The organism is Pyxidicoccus fallax, from assembly GCF_012933655.1.
In the GTDB taxonomy this organism is placed as follows: Bacteria; Myxococcota; Myxococcia; order Myxococcales; family Myxococcaceae; genus Myxococcus; species Myxococcus fallax.
In genome coordinates this window covers 1-18,356 of sequence record NZ_JABBJJ010000255.1, presented here as the reverse complement: position 1 = coordinate 18,356, position 18,356 = coordinate 1, and the positions used below count along the sequence as shown (strand labels likewise).

The 18,356-nt window shown below is 69.8% G+C and carries 12 protein-coding genes; 6 read left to right on the top strand and 6 right to left on the bottom strand.

Annotation, left to right across the window (positions count from 1 at the left end; genetic code table 11):
* Positions 1 to 39: 39 nt before the first annotated feature.
* Together HG543_RS37960 and tmk are read left to right on the top strand one after the other, a co-directional pair.
* A complete protein-coding gene (locus HG543_RS37960; RefSeq protein ID WP_169349817.1) occupies positions 40 to 378 on the top strand; it encodes a hypothetical protein in 339 nt (112 codons plus the stop codon).
* Positions 375 to 1,031: a dTMP kinase gene (gene tmk / locus HG543_RS37955; RefSeq protein ID WP_169349816.1), complete on the top strand. Its 657-nt coding sequence runs from the start codon at positions 375 to 377 to the stop codon at positions 1,029 to 1,031. Before HG543_RS37960 ends, tmk begins: the two co-directional genes overlap by 4 nt.
* 16 nt (positions 1,032 to 1,047) lie before the next feature.
* On the opposite strand, the gene HG543_RS37950 is transcribed toward tmk, so the two are convergent.
* On the bottom strand, positions 1,048 to 1,671 hold the full coding sequence (locus HG543_RS37950) for a hypothetical protein (RefSeq protein WP_169349815.1): 624 nt from the start codon (positions 1,669 to 1,671) through the stop codon (positions 1,048 to 1,050).
* A gap of 130 nt (positions 1,672 to 1,801) precedes the next feature.
* Here HG543_RS37950 and HG543_RS37945 point away from each other — a divergent pair, with 130 nt between their 5' ends.
* The 3 genes from HG543_RS37945 (at position 1,802) to HG543_RS37935 (ending at position 3,874) form a co-directional block, all read left to right on the top strand.
* Positions 1,802 to 2,539 (top strand): competence/damage-inducible protein A, encoded by a 738-nt coding sequence (locus tag HG543_RS37945; RefSeq protein ID WP_169349814.1) that lies wholly within the window; start codon positions 1,802 to 1,804, stop codon positions 2,537 to 2,539.
* Positions 2,540 to 2,690: 151 nt separating this feature from the next.
* On the top strand, positions 2,691 to 3,263 hold the full coding sequence (locus HG543_RS37940) for an AHH domain-containing protein (protein WP_169349813.1): 573 nt from the start codon (positions 2,691 to 2,693) through the stop codon (positions 3,261 to 3,263).
* Between the two features lie 5 nt (positions 3,264 to 3,268).
* A complete protein-coding gene (locus tag HG543_RS37935; protein ID WP_169349812.1) occupies positions 3,269 to 3,874 on the top strand; it encodes an imm11 family protein in 606 nt (201 codons plus the stop codon).
* A 26-nt stretch (positions 3,875 to 3,900) separates the two neighbouring features.
* Here HG543_RS37935 and HG543_RS37930 read toward each other — a convergent pair whose 3' ends face one another.
* Positions 3,901 to 8,973, bottom strand: coding sequence for a tetratricopeptide repeat protein (locus HG543_RS37930; protein ID WP_169349811.1), 5,073 nt, complete (start codon positions 8,971 to 8,973; stop codon positions 3,901 to 3,903).
* Between the two features lie 185 nt (positions 8,974 to 9,158).
* On the opposite strand from HG543_RS37930, the gene HG543_RS37925 reads away from it, so the two are divergent.
* The gene (locus tag HG543_RS37925) at positions 9,159 to 9,803 is read left to right on the top strand and encodes a glutathione S-transferase N-terminal domain-containing protein (protein ID WP_169349810.1); all 645 of its coding nucleotides are present in this window, start codon (positions 9,159 to 9,161) and stop codon (positions 9,801 to 9,803) included.
* A 16-nt stretch (positions 9,804 to 9,819) separates the two neighbouring features.
* Here the strand turns inward: HG543_RS37925 and HG543_RS37920 are convergent, their stop codons facing one another.
* The 4 genes from HG543_RS37920 to HG543_RS37905 form a co-directional block, all read right to left on the bottom strand.
* On the bottom strand, positions 9,820 to 10,362 hold the full coding sequence (locus tag HG543_RS37920; protein ID WP_169349809.1) for a GNAT family N-acetyltransferase: 543 nt from the start codon (positions 10,360 to 10,362) through the stop codon (positions 9,820 to 9,822).
* Between the two features lie 134 nt (positions 10,363 to 10,496).
* Positions 10,497 to 13,280 (bottom strand): YncE family protein, encoded by a 2,784-nt coding sequence (locus HG543_RS37915; protein WP_169349808.1) that lies wholly within the window; start codon positions 13,278 to 13,280, stop codon positions 10,497 to 10,499.
* 132 nt (positions 13,281 to 13,412) lie between these two features.
* Entirely contained in the window at positions 13,413 to 16,157 is a 2,745-nt protein-coding gene (locus tag HG543_RS37910) for a YncE family protein (protein WP_169349807.1), read from the bottom strand.
* Positions 16,158 to 16,348: 191 nt separating this feature from the next.
* Entirely contained in the window at positions 16,349 to 18,292 is a 1,944-nt protein-coding gene (locus HG543_RS37905; RefSeq protein ID WP_246357577.1) for a M13 family metallopeptidase, read from the bottom strand.
* Between the last annotated feature and the right edge of the window lie 64 nt (positions 18,293 to 18,356).

Here is an 18,356-nt window from a genome sequence, read left to right as displayed (position 1 = left end):
TATAAGAGACAGGGCTGATGTAGGGTCCGCGGCTCCGTGATGAGCGCCGATACCCAGGATTTGCGGACCCAGCTCGACCGGCTCCAGGAGAGCCTGTCCGTGCGTCAGAGCACGACGCACTTCGCCCATGCGGGCGTCTCCACCATCGCCGCCCTGCTGATTGGCGGGGCCGCGGGGAAGCTCTTCTACGACTCCCTGCGCACGCCGTTCCTGGCGTGGGGCGCGGCCCTGCTGTCCCTGGGGCTGGTGGTGTACGCGTTCAGCCGCTACCGCGCGGGCCGCAAGGTGCTGGCGGAGGAGCTGAAGGGCTACGAGTCGATGCTGGAGCTGCGCCGCCAGCTCCGGCTGGACGACCCCGCCGCGCTGCTTCCCCGGTGAGCGCCGCGAAGAAGGCCGTCCGGAAGGGGCGGTTCATCGTCCTGGAGGGGCTCGACGGGGCCGGCACCACCACGCAGGTGGAGCGGCTGGCGGCCGTGCTGCGCGCGGAGGGGCACGCGGTGCTCACCACGCGCGAGCCGTCCGACGGGCCCGTGGGCACGATGATTCGGCAGGCGCTCACGGGGCGGCTGGGGCTGCCTGGAGGCGCGGGGCCGCTGTCCCCGGAGACGCTGGCGCTGCTGTTCGCGGCGGACCGGACGGACCACCTCACGGCGCGGGTGCTGCCGGCGCTGGCGGAGGGGAAGGTCGTGCTGTGTGACCGGTACGTGCTGTCGTCGCTCGCGTACCAGGGCGCGTCGCTGCCCATGCAGTGGGTGGACGCGGTGAACGCGTGCGCGGTGTCGCCGGACCTGACGCTGTTCGTGGGCGTGGCGCCCGAGGTGGCGGCCCGCAGGCGCGCGGCCCGGGGCGGAGCGCCGGAGCTGTTCGAGGCGGACGAGGCCCAGCGGCGGATTGCAAAGCAGTACGTGGCCGCCATCAAGCTGCGCGAGAAGCGCGAGCGCATCGTCCACATCGACGGCGAGCAGGGCATCGAGGCGGTGACGGACGCCTCGATGAAGGAGATTCGCAAGCTGCTCGGCCGCAAGCGCTGAAGCCGCGGCGTCGGCGTCAGCGCGGGAACTCGAAGTCGATGTCCACCTCGGCGGCGTCTCCGGGGCAGAACCCGCCCGTCTTTCCGGTGACCGCCAGCGTGAGGTGGCCCGCGATGCGGTCCTTCGAGTTCTCGGTGAGCACGAGCTGACCGGAGACCTGCTGGACCGCGGCCTCGCTGGTGTCCTCCGTCTTGCAGCCAGACTTGACCCAGGCGCCCTTCACCTCCGGCGCGTGGGCTGGCCCGGGCTCGAACTCGGTGCCGTAGTTGAGGACGTACTGGAACTCGGCCGGGTGCCGGGCCGTGCCATCGAGGGTGTACGTCGCGGGCCCCGCGCCTTCCGGGAACGACTCGAAGTCCACGTGGACGCAGAGGCCCTTCGTGTTCTCCTGGGGGTCTTCGCGCCGGGTGTCCCAGCGACAGAAGGTGAAGGTCGTATCGAAGGGAATATCGCCGGGCGCGAACATGTGCCTGCCCTCGGCGTTGATGTCCTTCCAGGTGTCGCCGTACCGCACCCGCACGATGCCCATGTCGCGCTCGGGCTGCTCGTCATCGCCTCCGCATCCCAGGGTGGCGAGAGACAGCATCAGGGCGAGAGAGGCGTGGATGGGAGCAGCACTTCGAAGGGTGATGGCTTTCATGATGTCTGGAACGGCAAGGTATGTGACGGCCCCTGGCCCGGCTTTTTAACACGAGTGTGCAAGGCACTCGCCCCGGCCTCCCCGAGTTTCGTCCGACCCGGGAGTCCTTGCGCTAGAGTCCGCCCTCCCTATGGAGCGCACCGGCGCAGCGGCGGTCATCATCGGCAACGAGGTCCTCACGGCGAAGGTGCAGGACCTGAACGGGCCCCATCTCATCAAGCGCCTGCGCGAGGTGGGCATCCCCCTGCACTCGGTGGAAATCGTCCTGGACGACGTGGACGCCATCGTCAGCGCGGTGGCCCGGGCCCGCCAGAAGGCGCGCTACGTCTTCACCAGCGGCGGCATCGGCCCCACGCACGACGACGTCACGGTGCGCGCGGTGGCCCTGGCCATGGGCCGGCCGGTGGTGCGGCTGCCGGAGATGGTGGAGCTCATCACCGCGCGGGCGCCCGAGGGAAAGGTATCGCCGGAGGGCATGCGGCTGGCGGACGCGCCGGAGGGCGCGGTGCTGCTGCCCCAGGCGGGCTCCTGGTTCCCGGTGCTGATGGTGGATGACGTGTACCTGTTGCCCGGGGTGCCGCAGCTCTTCCGGATGCAATTGGAGACGGTGCTCGCGCGGCTGAGCGGCAAGCCCGTGGTGCTGCGCTGCCTCTACCTGCGCCTGGGCGAGAGCGAAATCGCCGCCGTGCTGGACCGCGTGGCGCTGGATATGCCGCACGTGGCCATTGGCTCGTATCCGGAGTTCGACCCCGGCAAGGACTACCGCGTGAAGATCACCGTGGAGTTCGCCGAGGCGGGGCCCGTGGACGAGGCCCTGGAGCGCATCGTTCGCGGCCTGCCCGAGGGCGCCGTGGTGCGGCGGGAGTAGGGTCCGCGCAGCGTTCAACAGGCATCAACCGCTCGCCAGGGTGATTTGCGCACCCGCACAGTCGGTCAGGCTTCGGAGCATTCCGGGGGGAATGCCATGTCGAAGGAGAACGCCACGCTCATCAACGGGCTGAGCCCGGTGACGAGCGAGAGTGGTTGAAGGCCGGGAGCTCTCGTCGCACCCCTGGTACGCGGGGCTCTTCTCACTGGCGGCCCATCACCTCATCTGCCTGGAAGCCCTGGAGAATGGCAGGTGGGCACAGTTCTGCGTGCGCTTCGGCTACCACCCGGACCGAAAGCAGAATGGCGTGTTCCTGCCGATGAAGATGGCCATTGCCTGCGAACTGCACGTCGCGGTTCATCGAGGGAACCATGCCGAGGGATATGCTTTTGACGTCCACCTGCCGTACCCCAAGGCGGTGAAGCAGAAGCTCTGCGAGCTCGAGGCGCGCATAGAACGTGGAGAATTCTGCGCAGACCCGGACGCGCTGGTCCGCAAGCTGGACAAACTCAGCGCGGAGATTCTGGAAAAGGTGGAGCGGTTCCTCTGGACCCTCACCCGGGACGGCCTCGACTACGGCCCGGGTGGGAAGGGATGCTCGGGGCTGACGAGCATCCGGCAAAAGCCCAGTCCCATAGCCTGCCCGCGCGAGAGGCAGCACCGCATCGAGCACGCAGTGACGGGTGGCCTCCTGAAGAGGCGCAACCTTCTCATTGGGGAGTGAGTGCCATGCAGACCGACTACTACGTCATCGAGTGCGCCCCGAACAACAGCCACCCACTCCTCGACATAGACGAGGTGGTGGGATTGGGGCGGCCAGCGCCTCTCGTCATTTCGCAACCGTTACAGCTGCGACTGGGCGCGCCAGTCCCGCGCAATCCGGTGATGGTGGACCACCACGCGCTTCCGCAGCCGGTGTTCTCCTCTCGGATCGTGGAGGCGCTGGAGCCACTGGGCCTCTACTGCGTCCAGTTCGTACCGGCGGACGTGAAGGTGAAGCAGGACGACGTGCGCCGCTACTGGGTGCTCCACGTCTACAACGAAATCCCTTGCGTCGACCGGCAGCGCTCCGTGCTGTCCATCGATGACGAGGATGGCAGGGTCATGGGAATCGACGCACTCGTTCTGGACGAGCGCGTGTTGGAGCGCATCCCGCTGGAACGGCGGCTCCTTTTCGTCCTGGAGGAGTCAATCTCCACGTACCTCTTCCACTCCTCCGTGGTGGAGCGGGTGCTCGCGCTGGCACCACCACCGGAGGGGCTCCGGTTCATTCGCGTGGACCGGTGGAACGACTCCGCGGGATTCCAGGCGGGCCCGCCAGCAGAGCGAAGCTGACGGGCCTGCCTCTTCCTTCCAGGCGACTACAGCGACAGCCCGAGCCGCTGGCGCAGCCGGAAGAAGTCGTCCGTGAAGGCCCAGGACAGCAGGGTGCGCAGGCGCTCGCCGTCGCGCACGGCCTGAACCACCGGCTCGGCCGAGTCCAGCTTCGCGCCCGCGAAGTTCGGGTCCTCGCGAAGCACCATGCTCAGGCCCACCGTCACGTCGCCGCAGATGAGCAGGCCCGCCCGGTCCGCCGAGAAGTCCAGCGCGTCCAGCCACGGCGCCAGCTCCACCTTCGGCGCGTCGCCCAGCGCCATCGCCGGAACCTCCAGCGCCTTGAGCGCCTTGCGCGAGTACGCCTTGCGCAGCTGCTTCACCGTCTCCTCGTTGCGCCGGCCCAGCGCGCTGAACTGCGGCGCGTGGATGCGGATGGAGCTGCCGAACAGGTCCGCCGTCTCGCCCTGCGACAGCTTCGCCAGCACCGCCGCCTTGTTCAGCAGGCCCAGCGCCGCGCGCCCGAGCAGGAACTTCTGCTCACGCGCGTTGAAGCGCCGCACCACGTCCTGGCCGATGCACACCGACAGCGGCTCCGTCGTCTCCAGCACCGCCAGCCCGCGCCGCGCCTGGTACGCCTCGAACTCCTCCACGCCGAAGACCTGCGCCACCGCGCGCATCGCCTTGAACACCGCGGAGTCCGGCTTGAGCTTGTCCGTCTTCGGGTTGACGCCGACGATGTCGAAGCTCGGCGGGTGGACCTTCTCCAGCTGGTCGCCCACCGCGCGCAGCACCTCCAGGAGCGGCCCGCGCGACGCCGGATGCATCAGCACCCCGTCCACGTCCGTGGACGTCAGCGCCTCGCGCGCCTCCTGCGCCAGCCGGGTGCGGCCCTCCGTGTAGAAGGCCATCTCCACCTCGTTCGCCGAGCGCAGGAACTGCAGCACCGACGCCGCGCAGAAGGCCTTGTCGTTCTGCTTCAGGCCCGTCCACAGCTTGAAGAGCGCGTGGAGGCTGGCCACCCGCGTCGGGTCCTGGCGGAGAATCTGCCGGTGCTCCTCGATGGCCATGGGCACGGACGAGGTGTCGCGAGCGTACAGCTCCGCGAGCGCCGCGCGCGCGGTGAGGTTGGTGCCGTCCGCGTCCACCACCTGCCGGTAGAGGCCCGTGGCCCGCGCCGGCTCGGCCAGCGGGCCCGCGTACAGGTCCGCCACCCGAGAGCGCAGCGCCGCCGCCCGCTTCGGGTCCACGGCCGCCTGCGTCTGGGCCTGCACCTCCAGCAGCTGCGCCAGCTCCGGCAGGTTGCGGGCGCGCTCGTACAGCGTCACCAGCCGCTCCACCAGCGCGGGGTTGCCCGGAGACAGCTCCAGCGCGCGGCGGTAGAGCGGGGTGGCCGCCGCCGCGTCGCCCAGGCCCTCGTCATAGGTACGCGCCAGCTCCAGCGTGAAGCGCGCGCGGGACTCCGGCGGCAGGTCCTGCTGCAGGAGCTTGTGCAGGCAGTCCACCGCGCCCGTCCAGTTGCGGCCCTGCGCGTGCAGCGCGGCCAGCCGCTCCAGCGCCTCCACGTTGCGGGGCAGGGTGACCAGCACCGTCTGCAGGTGGGCCGCGGCCCGTCCCGCGTCGTGCAGGTGCGTCGCGTACAGCGTGCCCAGCGTCAGGTGGAGCTGGGCCAGCACGCGCGGGTCTCCGCCCTGCTGCACGCGCTGGCTCAGCATGGCCGCCGCCTCGGCGTACTGCTGCGCCTCCAGCAGCAGCGAGCCGCGCAGCTCCAGCGCCTCCGGGAAGCCCGGCTGCGCGGTCAGCGCCTTCTCCAGCTGCGCCAGCGCCCGGGTCCGGTCATGCAGCGCCGAGTGGTACAGCCGCGCCGCCGCGACGAAGGCCGCGGCCGCCGACGCGCCGTCGCGCTGCGCCAGCTTCGCCTCGCCGCGCCGCTCCTGCAGCGCCGCCAGGTCCGCCGAGCCACCGCGCTGCGCGAGCAGCTCCTCCAGGCCTGCCTGCGCGCCCGGGTGCAGCGGGTCCTTCTCCAGCGCCTGCCGGTACAGGGCCGCCGCGCCCTCCGAGTCTCCCTGCCGTCCCGCCGCCAGCTTGGCCGCGGCGATGAGCGCGTCGATGGCGCCGCGCGGGTCCTTGCTGGCGCGGGCCTCGGCCTCCAGGTGGGCGCGCGCCCCGGCCACGTCGCCGCGCTTGAGCGCCACGCGCCGCGCGCCCTGCAGCGCCGGCAGGCACTGCGGCTGCAGCTCCAGCGCCTGACGGTAGAGGGCCGTCGCGCGCTCCAGGTCGTTGAAGCGCCCGTCCGCCAGCTCCGCGGTGCGCAGCAGCATCTCCAGCGCCTCTTCGGCGTCCTGCGCCGCCGCCAGCCGCATGGTGTAGAGGCGGGCCAGGCCGTGCGAGTCCCCGGCCTGCTTGAGCCCGCGCTCCAGCACGAAGGCCAGCCGCCCGTCGCCCGGGTCGGCCTCGAAGGCGCGCTTGTACGCCTCCAGCGTCCCCTCGGCGGGGCTCTTGTCCAGGTCGAGCGCGGCGGACAGGCGCAGCGCGGTGGCCAGGCGCGGGTCAGTCACGCGCTCGGCGATGCGCTGGCGCAGCTCGGCGCGGCGCGGGCGGTCCGCGGCGCGGATGCGCTCCAGCAGCGTGAGGGCGGTGAGGTTGCCCGGCTCCAGCGTCAGCACGGCCTCGCTGCACTGGGCCGCGCGAGACGGCTCCTGGAAGCGGTCCAGGTACAGCCGCGCCAGCTTGAGGTACGCCGTCACCTTGGCCGCGGGCGTGCCGCCCACCTGCGTCTCGCGGTCGAGGATGGCCACCAGCTCCTTCACGTTGTCCTGGGCGAGGTACAGCCGCTCCAGGGCGCGCAGCGTGGCGGCGTGGCCCGGCGTCAGGCGCAGCACCTCCTGGTACGTCTCGATGGCCAGCTCCGGCCGCTGGAGCTGGTCCTCCCAGATGGTGGCCGCCTGGTAGAGGGCGTTGGCGCGCTCCAGCGGGTCGGTGCGGTTGGCGGCCTCGGCGCGCAGCACCTCGACGAGGCTCTCCCACGCGCCGTTGAGCCGGTAGATGCGGGCCAGCGCGCGCAGCGCCGGGAAGTAGCTGGGCGCCAGCATCAGCGCCTCCTGGTAGGAGGCGATGGCCTCATTTTCCTGCTGCAGCCGCTGCTCGTACAGCTCGCCAATCTTGTAGATGAGCGCCGCGGCCGCATCGGTGGAGACGGAGGACTCCGACTCCGCCCGGTACATGTCGATGAGCTTCGCCCACCGGCCGTCCTGCGCGTACAGCCGGCCCAGCGCCTTGAGCGCGGGCAGGTAGGACGGGGACAGCGCCAGCACGCGCTCGTACGCGGTGATGGCGCCCGCGCGGTCCTTCAGGTGCTCGTCGAGAATCTCCGCGTTGCGGTGCAGGAGCGACAGCACCTGCTTGGTGTCGCCCGCGAGCGACGCCTCCAGGTCATTCGTCTCCAGCAGCTCGCGGTAGCGCTGTGCCCGCTCGTACAGCCGCGCGAGATTGCGGATGGTGGGCAGGTGGTCCGACGCCAGGTCGAGGATGCGCTTCATGCACTCGACGGCGTGGTCCAGGTCGCCCAGGCGGTCCTCATACACCACCGCCATCTTGTTCAGCGTGGTGATGAGTTGGTCGCGGTCCGAGGTCTGGAGCAGGTCCTGCTCGTACATGGCCACCAGCTCCGCGAAGCGGCCCTGGCGCTCGTAGAGGCGGGTGAGGGCCTTCTGCGCGGGGAGGTAGCCGGGCTGCAGTTGGAGGCAGGTGTTGTAGCGGGCGATGGCGTCCTCCTGCTTGCCCAGCCGCTCCTCCAGAATCTCCGCCGCCTTGTACATGCGGGCGGCCTTCTGCTTGGCGTCCTCGGCGGCGGCCACCTCCGCGTCGAACACGGAGACGAGCCCCTCCCAGTTCTGCATCCGGTAGTACAGCTTGCCCAGGCCCGCGAGCGCCGCCGAGTGGCCGGGGATGCGCGCGACGATGGCTTGATAGCGCGCCGCCGCGTCCGCCTCGCGCTTCAGCGTCTCCTCGTACAGCGCGGCCAGCCGGAGGTTGGTGGCCACCAGCTCGCTCTCGTCGTTGAGCGAGCCCACGCGCGCCAGCAGCACGTCCGCCAGCTCCTCGAAGCGGCCCTGGGCCTCGTAGATGCCGGCCAGCTCGCTGAGCACCAGCGGCTCATGGGGCGCCACGCTGCGCGCGTCCAGCAGCGCGGCCAGCGCCTCTTCCTTGCGGCCCGCGCGCTCGCACACCTTGGCGATCTGCAGGTACGCGGGAGCGGCCTGCGCGCCCAGGGCGGTGGCCTCGGCGGCGAGCACGTCGAGCAGCTCGTCGGTGCGGCCCTCGCGCTCGGACAGCCGCTTCATGGCGGCGAGCAGCTGCAGGTCCGACTTGTCGAGGGCGAAGGCCTCGCGGAAGAGGGTGGCGGCGGCGTCGCGCTGCTTGAGGCGCTCCTCCAGCAGGAGGCCCGCGGTGGTGAGGTAGTGCGCGCGCAGCGACGGCTGCTGCACGGCGTAGGACAGGAGCCGGTACGCCTCGACCAGCGCGGGGGCGTCGTTGCGCGCGGCGTAGACGGACTCGAGCTGGGTGAGGATGACGACGTCGGTGGGCCGGCGCTCCAGGCACTGCCGCAGGCAGGCGGTGGACTCCTCGTCGCGGGACAGGCGCTCCTGGAGGATGAGGCCCTTCTCGAAGAGGAGGGCGGCCTGGAGGCGGGTGTCCTCGGTGGCGGTCAGCTCCGCGTCGAGCAGCTGGATGACCATCTGCCAGTTGCCCACGTCCGCGAAGAGGCGGCGCGCGGCGCGGATGTTGACGAGGTACCGGGGCGCCAGCTTGTAGGCGTTCTGGAATGCGACGGCCGCGTTGCGCGGGTTCTTGAGGGGCTCCTCCCAGAGCAGACCCACCTCGTGGAAGAGGAGGGCGGCGGCCTGCGCGTCCGTGGCGCTGAGGGCCTTCGCCTCGCGCTCCAGGGAGGCGATGCGCTCGCGGGCCTCGTCCTCGGCGCTGGTGTTGGGCGCGGGGAGCTGGGTGGCGGCCTGGGCGAGCACCTCGGTGGCCGACGTTGCCGGCTTCGCGGACGCTCCGGGCAGGGGAGGCGAGGCCACGGGTGCATGGGTCCGCGGGACGTCGTTGCGCTCACTCATGGAAGACCGGCTCCGGTGGTGGCCAGGACGGGGGAGGAGAAGCTGGCCGCCGCCGGTCGTAGCACGCGCCTGACCGGTCTCTCAACTTCCTGACTTTCCTGACGATTTGGGCGCCAGCACCCCCAGGAGGCGGGCAAGCGGGCATGATGCGCCGAGCCGTCTGCCTTCCGCCCCGGAGGAACCCCATGCCTGCTCAGAGCGATGTGGCCAATCGGTCCGTCATCATTGGCCGTTCGAGCTCTCACTTCACCCGCATCACGCGGATCTTCGCCGCGGAGCTGGGCGTCGCTTACGACTTCCAGGTGGTCCGCGACCTCATGTCCTCGAATGCGGAGGACTACGGGGGCAACCCCGCGCTCCGGATACCCAATCTGAAGACGCCCCAGGGGGTCTGGTTCGGTGCGCTCAACATCTCCCGCGAGCTGTGGCGGCAGTCGGGCCGCAAGCTGCATGTGGTCTGGCCGGAGGACCTGGACGCGCCGGTGACCGCCAACGCGCAGGAGCTGGTGCTCCAGGCGATGGCGACGGAGGTGTCGCTCGTCATGGCCAAGGTGGGAGGCGCCAGCGAGGGCGGTGCTCACCCGGTCAAGCTGCGGACGAGCCTGCTCAACATGCTGGCGTGGCTGGAGGAGAACGCGGAGGCCGCGCTCGCCGCGCTGCCGGCACAGCGCGATTTGAGCTACCTGGAGGTCACGCTCTTCTGCCTCGTGCAGCACCTGGAGTTCCGCGAGGTGCTGCCCACCGCCGGCTATGCGGCGCTGAACCGGTTCTGCCAGCGGTTCGCGGCGCGCGCCTCCGCCAAAGAGACTGCCTTCCGCTTCGACACGTGAGGCGACCCAGGGCTCGTTACTTCCGCCGGGCCCGCCACTCCTCGCGGCTCTGCCCCCAGATGTCGATGACCAGGGTTTCGTGGGGAGGCGGCATCTTGCCGGGGCCCAGCAGCCGCGAGCCCAGCCGGCGGGCGACCGCCTGGGACGGCGTGTTCTCCGGGACGATGCAGTGGATGACCTCCGTCCAGCCGAGGTGGTCGAAAGCCCAGTCGATGGTCGCCGTCGCCGCCTCGGTGGCGTAGCCCTTGCCCCAAGCGTCGTAACGCAGGCCCCAGCCCACCTCCGTGCCCGGCCAGCCCTCCGGCTTCCACGGCCCCACGCGGCCCACCCAGCGGCCCGTGGACTTCTCCAGCACGGAGAACATCCCGAAGCCCAGCAGTGCCCACGAGCCCGCCATGGTGGCCATGCCCCGCCACGCCACCTCGCGGGGCCCCACGCCGCCGAGGAAGCGCGCGGACTCCGGGTTGCTCGCCATCTCCGCGAAGCCATCCAGGTCCTCCTGCATGGGAGGACGCAGAATGAGGCGCGGAGTCTCGAGCGTCGGTCCGAGGGCAATCATGTCCGGTCTCCGAAAGGGTGAGCGGGAAGACCGACCGTAGCAGCCACGGCCGGAACGAAAAACGGCTGCCCGGAAGAGTTCCCGGGCAGCCGATGTGACGAACAACAGACGCGGTCACCCGCGCCAGCCCGCGCTCACTCGGTGGCGACGCGGAGGTCCAGCGGAGCGCTCACCGCCGCGCCCTCGTCTCCATCCAGGATGCCATCCAGGTCCCGGTCGATGCCGATGCGCGTACCCGAGCCTGGCGGCGTGCACGTGTACGTCAGCACGCCGTTGCGCTGAGCGACGGCCTGCCGCACGACCGCGTCGGACACGGGCGCCTGCGCCTGCCGGTCCAGCTTGAACTGGCCGCCACCCACGTACAGGAAGCCCACCGCATGGCCCGAGATGCGCCCCTTCGCGACGAGGTCGCACTCGCCTGCGTTCGCACGCTGCCGCAGCAGGTTGATGCGGGGACCGGCCACGGCCGCGTTGGCCGGGGTGAGCGTCACCTGCTGCCCGACGATGGGCGCCAGGTTGCTCTCGAAGGCCAGCATGTACAGCTCCATGTTCTTCTTCGCCGCGAAGCCCTCCGGCGTGTGGGGGATGCCCACGGCGTTGAAGATGGGGTCGAAGTCGAACCCGCTGTTGAAGTGGAACAGCGTGGGAATCGCGCCGTCGCTGTTGAAGCCGATGCCACGCACCTGGTCACCCAGGAACGTGTCCGCGGGCGAGGTGCCGAAGGGGAAGCCCGCGCCGAACATGCCGACCTTCTGGTACATGTTCCGCAGGTGCGGGACCTTGGGGAACAGCGGCTCCGCGTCGAAGGACGACTTGCCGTCCGTGCCGAAGAAGCCCTTGAACAACGGGCCCTCCTCGGGATTGGCATTCACGTCCACGCGGTGGCAGGACTCGCACGAGCCGTGGAAGAAGCTCGTGGTGCCGAAGAAGAAGTCGCGGCCCGCCTGCTGCTCCGGCGTCAGCGAGTTGTCCAGGTTACGGATGGGGTTGGGCGGGTAGACGACCTGGAGGATGAACTGGGTGAACTTCTCCATCTCCTCCGGGGTGAGCTGCGAGCTGCGGCCCAGCAGGTCCATGAACGCCGGGTTGAACTGCTTGAACGCCGCGGCCTCGTCATAGGCGCCGCCATTGGGCTGCACGCTGGGAGCCGAGTCGCCCGCCGTGCGGTCTCCGCGCCAGTGCATGGCGCCGTGGTTGGCCATGCCGCGCAGGCTCTGCGTGGCCAGGGGGCCCTTCAGCGGGTGGAACGAGGTGTCCTGGCCGAACGTGCCGTCCGGGCCGAACTCCGGCAGCACCGGCACCACGGGGTTGAAGTTGGCCTTCACGAGCCCGTCCGGGTTGCCCAGGTCCCACGTCAGGCTGTCGAAGTCGCCGAAGATGTGGCAGCTGCCGCACGACGAGTCGCCGTGGCTGGAGCTGTTCCGCGCGTCGTAGAGGAACGAACGTCCCGCCACCACGTCCGCCGGCTCCGGGCTGAACATGGACACGTGCGCCACCTCCTGGCGCGAGGTGGTGTTGACCACGGAGATGGCGTTGTCGAAGCGCGTGAGCACGTACAGCCGGCCGCGCGCCTCATCCAGCACGAGGCCCGTGGGGCCACCACCGCTCAGCTCGATCTGATTCGCAGTGCTCGGCACGAAGGTGTCCGCCTCCAGCGCCGCCGTGGAGTAGACGCCGAGCTTCGACGAGCCGAACGCGGCCACGTACAGCGTCGCGCCGTCGGCCGTCACCGCCATGCCCAGCGGCTGCGCGAGGCTCTTCTCGCTCTCCGCGTTGGGGGCGGGCGCGCAGCACACGTCGTAGTTGATGTGCTTGTTCAGGTGCCGGGGCGCCACGCTGCCGGCGCCGAGCACGGTGATGCGGCTCTCGTGGATGTGGCCACGGAGGGTCTGCCCGCCGAAGACGCCGGGGCCCTCGAAGCGCAGGTCGTTCCGGCCCTCGGTGTTGCTGACGTACACCTTCCCGTTCACCGGGTTGACGGCCATGTTGAACAGGATGGTGCCCACGCCCGTGTAGAAGCCGGCGGAGCCGGAGACCTGCACCGGCGGGTTCGCGTTGGCGTTGATGGCGAAGACGTCCTTGTCCGGCAGGGAGAAGGGCATCTGCGCCGTCCACGAGCGGCCCAGCACGTCGAGCCAGTCCTGGCCGTTGTAGCGCACGAGGACGGAGGTCTCCGGCGCGGGGATGCCCTGGATGTTGGTGTTGGGACCGGGCACGCCGCCGGCCGCCTCGCCGCCGTTGGGCACGAGGCTCTCGTGCACCACGGAGGAGCGGTTGCCGGAGTGGAACACGGCCGCGTACACGCGCGAGCCATCCGGCGTCACCGCGAGCGCGCGAGGCGTGTCGCCGAAGAGGGTGATGATGTTGAGCGGGTTGCCGCCCAGCGAGGCGCCCAGGTTGTCGGCGTCGAAGACCCAGACGTCGGCGCGGCCCACGCCCTCGGTGGTCAGCTGCGGGTCGAACGGGACGTTCTGCCCACGGTGGGCGGCGGTGATGAAGGCGCGCTTGCGGCCGGTGCCGCCGAAGACGATGTCGCGAGGCTCGTCACCGACGAGCAGCGTGCGCACCACGGTGCCGCCAGCGGAGTCGAGTCGCACGACGCTGACGCTGTCGGACAGGTGGTTGACGACCCAGACTTCTTCGTTGGTCCGCGCGGCGACGGCGACGGGCTCCAGGCCGACGGGGATGGAGGTGCGATGGGTGAGGCCGCTGCTCTCCACCTGGAACACCTCCAGGCGGTTGTCGGGGGTGTTGACGGCGAAGAGCAGCCTGCCGTTGGGTGAGAGGGCCAGGGGTCGGACCTGGCCGCTCTCGAAGAGGGTGAAGGGGTTGGCTGAGGCGGTGAAGCTCACGAACAACATCGCCGTGAGCATGACGGTGGAGATGCCACGGCGAATCGCCGTGCTGGGGGCCTTCATGGTGTCTCGCTCGAGGTGTCGGACGTCGTGCCAGTGGGAATACGGAGGCACGAAGGCGCGCGGGTCGCGCGAGGCGCACAGTAGGCAAACTATTGAAAACGGGACAGTCCCCAGCAGGTCAGGATTCGCCGCTCATTCGTCCCCGTCGAGCACACCGTCCAGGTCGCGGTCGATGCCGATGCGCATCCCCGAGCCCGGAGGCACGCAGGTGTACGTCAGCGCGCCACTGTTCGCGGTGATGGCGGAGCGGAGCGCCGCGTCCCCGACGTGGGGCATCGCCTGCCGGTCCCCCGCGAACTGGCCCCCTCCCAGGTAGAGGAACCCCAGCTCCTGTCCCCAGATGCGGCCCTTCGCCACCAGGTCGCACTCGCCCGCGTCCGCGCGCTGCCGCAACAGATTGATGCGGGGGCCGGCCACGGCCCCGTTGGTCCGGGTGAGCGTCACCTGCTGCCCGACGATGGGCGCCAGGTTGCTCTCGAAGGCCAGCATGTACTGCTCCATGTTCCGCTTGGCGAGCGTGCCCTCGGGTGTGTGGGGAATGCCACCGGGGTTGGTGAGGGCGACGTCGAAGCCGCTGCTGAACTGGAACAGCGTGGGAATCGTCCCGTCGCTGTTGAAGCCGAAGCCGCGGATCTGCTCGCCGAGGAAGGGGTCGGCGGGCACCGAGCCCACGGGGAACGCCACGCCGAACATGCCGACCTTCTGGTACATGTTCCGCAGGTGCGGCACCCGGGGGAACTGCCTCGCCGCGTCGAAGGACGACTTGCCCTCCGTGCCGAAGAAGCCCTTGAAGGCGCCCGCGCTGGGGTTGGCGTTGGGGTCTACGCGGTGGCAGGCCTGGCACGGGCCGTTGGTGGAGCTCGTGACGTCGAAGAAGAACTGCCGCCCCGCCTGCTGAGCGGGCGTCAGCGAGTTGTCCAGGTTGCGGATGGGGTTGGGCGGGTAGGCGACCTGCAGGATGAAGTCGGTGAACTTCTGCATCTCGGCGGAGGTGAGCTGAGCGCTGCGCCCCAGCAGGTCCACGAACGCCGGGTTGAAGGCCTTGAAGGCCGCGGCCTCGTCGTACGCGCCACCGTTGGGCTGGATGCTGGGGCCGTTGTCGCCACCGTTCCGGTCGCCGCGCCAGTGCATGGGGCCGTGGTTGGCCATGCCGCGCAGGCTCTGCGTCACCATGGGACCCTTCAGCGGGTGGAACGAGGTGTCCTGGCCGAGCGTCGGGTCGTCACCGAACTCCGGCAGCACGGGAACGATGGGGAGCGGGTTGGCCTTCACGACGCCATCCGGATTGCCCAGGTCCCAGGCCAGTCCATCGAAGTCGCCGAAGATGTGGCAGCTCGCGCACGACGAGTCGCCGTGGCTGGAGCTGTTCCGTGCGTCGTAGAGGAACGGCCGCCCCGCCACCACGCTCGCCGGCTCCGGGTTGAACATGCGCACGTGCGCCACCTCCTGGCGCGAAGTCGTGCTGACCACGGAGATGGCGTTGTCGAAGCGCGTGAGCACATAGAGACGCCGGCGGGCCTCATCCAGCACGAGGCCCGTGGGGCCGCCGCCGCTCAGCTCGACCTGATTCGCCGTGCTCGGCACGAAGGTGTCCGCCTCCAGGGCGGCCGTGGAGTAGACGCCGAGCTTCGACGAGCCGAACGCGGTCACGTACAGCGTCGCGCCATCGGACGTCACCGCCATGCCCAGCGGCTGCGCGAGGCTCTTCTCGCTCTCGGCGTTGGGCACGGGCGCGCAGCACGCGCCATGGTTGATGTGCTTGTTGAGGTGGCGCGGGGTGACGCCGTTCGGGCCGAGCACGGTGATGCGGCTCTCGTGGATGTGGCCACGGAGGGTCCGCCCGCCGAAGATGCCCGGGCCCTCGAAGCGCAAATCGTTCCGGGCCTCGGTGTTGCTGACGTACACCTTCCCGTTCACCGGGTTGACGGCCATGTTGAACAGGACGGTGCCCACGCCGGTGTAGAAGCCGGAGGGTCCCGAGACCTGCACCGGCGGGTTGGCGTTGGCGTTGATGGCGAAGACGTCCTTGTCCGGCAGGGTGAACCGCACCTTGTCCGTCCACGGACGGCCCAGCACGTCCAGCCAGTCCTGGCCGTTGTGCTTGAGGATGAGGGCGACCTCCGGCCCGCGCACGCCCTGGAAGTTGGTGTTCGGACCGGGCACGCCGCCGGCCGCCTCGCCACCGTCGGGCACGAGGCCCTCGTTGAGCGTCGTGGTGCGGTTGCCGGAGTTGAACACGGCCGCGTACACGCGCGAGCCGTCCGGCGTCACCGTGAGCGCGCGGGGCGTGTCGCCAAAGAGGGTGATGATGTTGAGCGGATTGCCGCCCAGCGAGGCGCCCAGGTTGTCGGCGTCGAAGACCCAGACATCGGCGCGGCCCACGCCCTCGGTGGTCAGCTGCGGGTCGAACGGAACGTTCTGCCCGCGGTGAGCGGCGGTGATGAAGGCGCGCTTGCGGCCGGTGCCGCCGAAGACGATGTCGCGAGGCTCGTCCCCGACGAGCAGCGTGCGCACCACGGTGCCGCCGGAGGAATCGAGCCGCACGACGCTGATGCTGTCCGACAGGTGGTTGACCACCCAGACCTCGTCATTGGAGCGGGCGGCGACGGCGACGGGCTCCAGGCCGACGGGGATGGAGGCGCGGTGGGTGAGGCCACTTTCCGCCACCTGGAAGACTTCCAGGCGGTTGTCGGGGGTGTTGGCGGCGAAGAGGAGCTTCCCGTTGGGGGAGAGCGCGAGCGGCCGGACCTGCCCGCTCTCGAAGAGAGTGAAGGGAGCCGCTGACGCGGCGCGTGACGCCGCGAAACCGACGAGGAACAGCGCGGCGAGGAGGGCTCGCCAACCGCCAATGCGACACAGCCTGTGAGTAGAAGTCATGGCACCCCACACAAAGAGATGGCCCGCACGGCCATCATGGGTGGGACGCCAACACCTCCGAATCTTCCTCACAATTTGCCTGGAAGTCGCTCCATGTGTCGTCGCTGGACACTGAAGCGAAAATCCACACACCTCCCCTTGCAAATCCGCTGCAAGAGGAAGTGGGTGGATTCACTGCAACCGCACGCGGCCTACCAGATGCGGACGCGCTGCTCCGGCGTCAGGAAGAGCCCCTGGCCCGGCTGGACGTCGAAGGCCTGGTACCAGGTGTCGAGGTTGCGCACCGTGGCGGCGCGGAACTCGCCGGGCGAGTGCCCGTCCGTCATCAGGATGCGGCGCAGCATCGGCTCGCGGTACTTGTTGCGCCACACCTGGGCGAAGCCGAGGAAGAAGCGCTGGTCGCCGGAGAAGCCGTCAATCACCGGCGCCGGCTTGCCGCCGAGCGACAGCTTGTAGGCGTCATACGCCACCGCCACGCCGGCCACGTCCGCGATGTTCTCTCCGAGCGTCAGGTCGCCATTGACGGCGAGGTCCGGCAGCGGCTTGTACGCGTTGTACTGCTCGGTGAGGGCCTTGCCCGCGGCCTGGAAGCGGGCCTCGTCCTCCTTCGTCCACCAGTTCTCCAGCTTGCCGCGCGCGTCGAACTTGGCGCCGGTGTCGTCGAAGCTGTGGACGATTTCGTGGCCGATGACGGCGCCGATGCCGCCGTAGTTGACGGCCGGGTCGGCGTTCGCGTCGAAGAACGGCGGCTGGAGGATGGCGGCGGGGAAGATGATGGAGTTCTGCTGCGGCGAGTTCAGCGCGTTCACCAGGTGCGGCACCATGTACCACTCGGTCCGGTCCACCGGCTGGCCGAGCTTGTTCAGGTTGCGCTGCGTCTCGAAGCGCGCGGCGCGCTCGAAGTTGCCGAAGGCGTCCCCACGGACGACCTCCAGCTTCGAGTAGTCACGCCACTTCGTCGGGTGGCCGATGCTCGTCTGCAGCGTGCCGACCTTCTCCTTGGCGCGGGCCTTCGTCTCCGGCGACATCCAGGTCAGCGCGTCGATGCGCTTGCCGAACGCCTCCACGATGTTGCGGACCATGGTGTCCGCCTCCGCCTTGACGTTCGGCGGGAAGTACTTCTCCACGTAGAGCTTGCCCACGGCCATGCCCAGCGCGGAGTTGGTGAAGTCGATGCCGCGCTTCCAGCGGTCGCGCTGCTTCTGCGCGCCGGAGAGCGTCTTGCCGTAGAACGAGAAGCTCTCGTCCACGAAGGCCTTCGGGAGCACCGGCGCCGTCCGGGCGATGGCGCGGAAGGACAGCCAGTCCTTCCAGGCCTGGATTGGCTCGCTGCCGACCAGCTTGGACAGGCTCGTCAGCGCGCTCGGCTGCCAGACGATGATCTGCGGCTGCTGCGCGAGCCCGGCGGCGGCGAAGTACGCGTTCCAGTCGATGCCCGGGGCCTTCTTCGCGAACTGCTCGCGCGGCCAGGGGTTGTTCGTCTTCGAGATGTCGCGCGAGTCGACCTGGGCCCAGTGGGCCTTGGCAATCTTGGTCTCCAGGGCGAAGACGCGGGCGGCGCGAGCCTCCGGCTCGGAAAGGCCCGCCAGCTTCATCATGTTGGCGATGTGCTTCTGGTAGGCCTCGCGGACCTCTTTGAAGCGGGGGTTGTCGACGAGGTAGTAGTCGCGGTCCGGCAGTCCCAGGCCGCCCTGCAGCAGGTAGGGGGCGTAGCGCGACGGGTCGTTCAGGTCCTCCACCACCCAGAGGCCCAGGAGGTTGGCCGTGTAGATGCGGCCGGTGTTGAGCGCGTCGACGTCGGACTGAAGCGTGGAGCCCAGCTCGGTGGACAGGGCCTTCTTGTTGGCGATGGCCGCGATGCGGTCCAGCTCGGGCTTCAGCGGGGCGATGCCCTTGGCCTCGATGGTGGCCTCGTCGAGGAAGGTGGCGAAGAAGTCGCCAATCTTGCGGGCCTCGCTGCCCTCGGGGGCCTGGGTCTGCGCCTCGATGAGCTCGCGCGAGCGCTGGTCGGCCTGCTCCGACAGCGCGGTGAACATGCCGTAGCTGGAGCGGTCGGCGGGAATCTGCGTCTTGTCGAGCCACGCGCCGTTGACGTGCCGGTAGAAGTTGTCACCGGGCTTGACCGAGCGGTCCATGCCGTCGGTGTCGACGCCGAAGGCCCCGTAGGCTGTCTCTTAAACACATCTTACGCGGCTCTCT

What these genes read in the sequence shown, in the direction of transcription:
- HG543_RS37960 (WP_169349817.1), top strand. Translation starts at nt 40, where the DNA reads ATGAGCGCCGATACCCAGGATTTGCGGACCCAGCTCGACCGGCTCCAG.
- HG543_RS37950 (WP_169349815.1), bottom strand. Translation starts at nt 1,671, where the DNA reads ATGAAAGCCATCACCCTTCGAAGTGCTGCTCCCATCCACGCCTCTCTC.
- HG543_RS37945 (WP_169349814.1), top strand. Translation starts at nt 1,802, where the DNA reads ATGGAGCGCACCGGCGCAGCGGCGGTCATCATCGGCAACGAGGTCCTC.
- HG543_RS37935 (WP_169349812.1), top strand. Translation starts at nt 3,269, where the DNA reads ATGCAGACCGACTACTACGTCATCGAGTGCGCCCCGAACAACAGCCAC.
- HG543_RS37930 (WP_169349811.1), bottom strand. Translation starts at nt 8,973, where the DNA reads ATGAGTGAGCGCAACGACGTCCCGCGGACCCATGCACCCGTGGCCTCG.
- HG543_RS37925 (WP_169349810.1), top strand. Translation starts at nt 9,159, where the DNA reads ATGCCTGCTCAGAGCGATGTGGCCAATCGGTCCGTCATCATTGGCCGT.
- HG543_RS37920 (WP_169349809.1), bottom strand. Translation starts at nt 10,362, where the DNA reads ATGATTGCCCTCGGACCGACGCTCGAGACTCCGCGCCTCATTCTGCGT.
- HG543_RS37915 (WP_169349808.1), bottom strand. Translation starts at nt 13,280, where the DNA reads ATGAAGGCCCCCAGCACGGCGATTCGCCGTGGCATCTCCACCGTCATG.
- HG543_RS37910 (WP_169349807.1), bottom strand. Translation starts at nt 16,157, where the DNA reads ATGACTTCTACTCACAGGCTGTGTCGCATTGGCGGTTGGCGAGCCCTC.
- HG543_RS37905 (WP_246357577.1), bottom strand. Translation starts at nt 18,292, where the DNA reads ATGGACCGCTCGGTCAAGCCCGGTGACAACTTCTACCGGCACGTCAAC.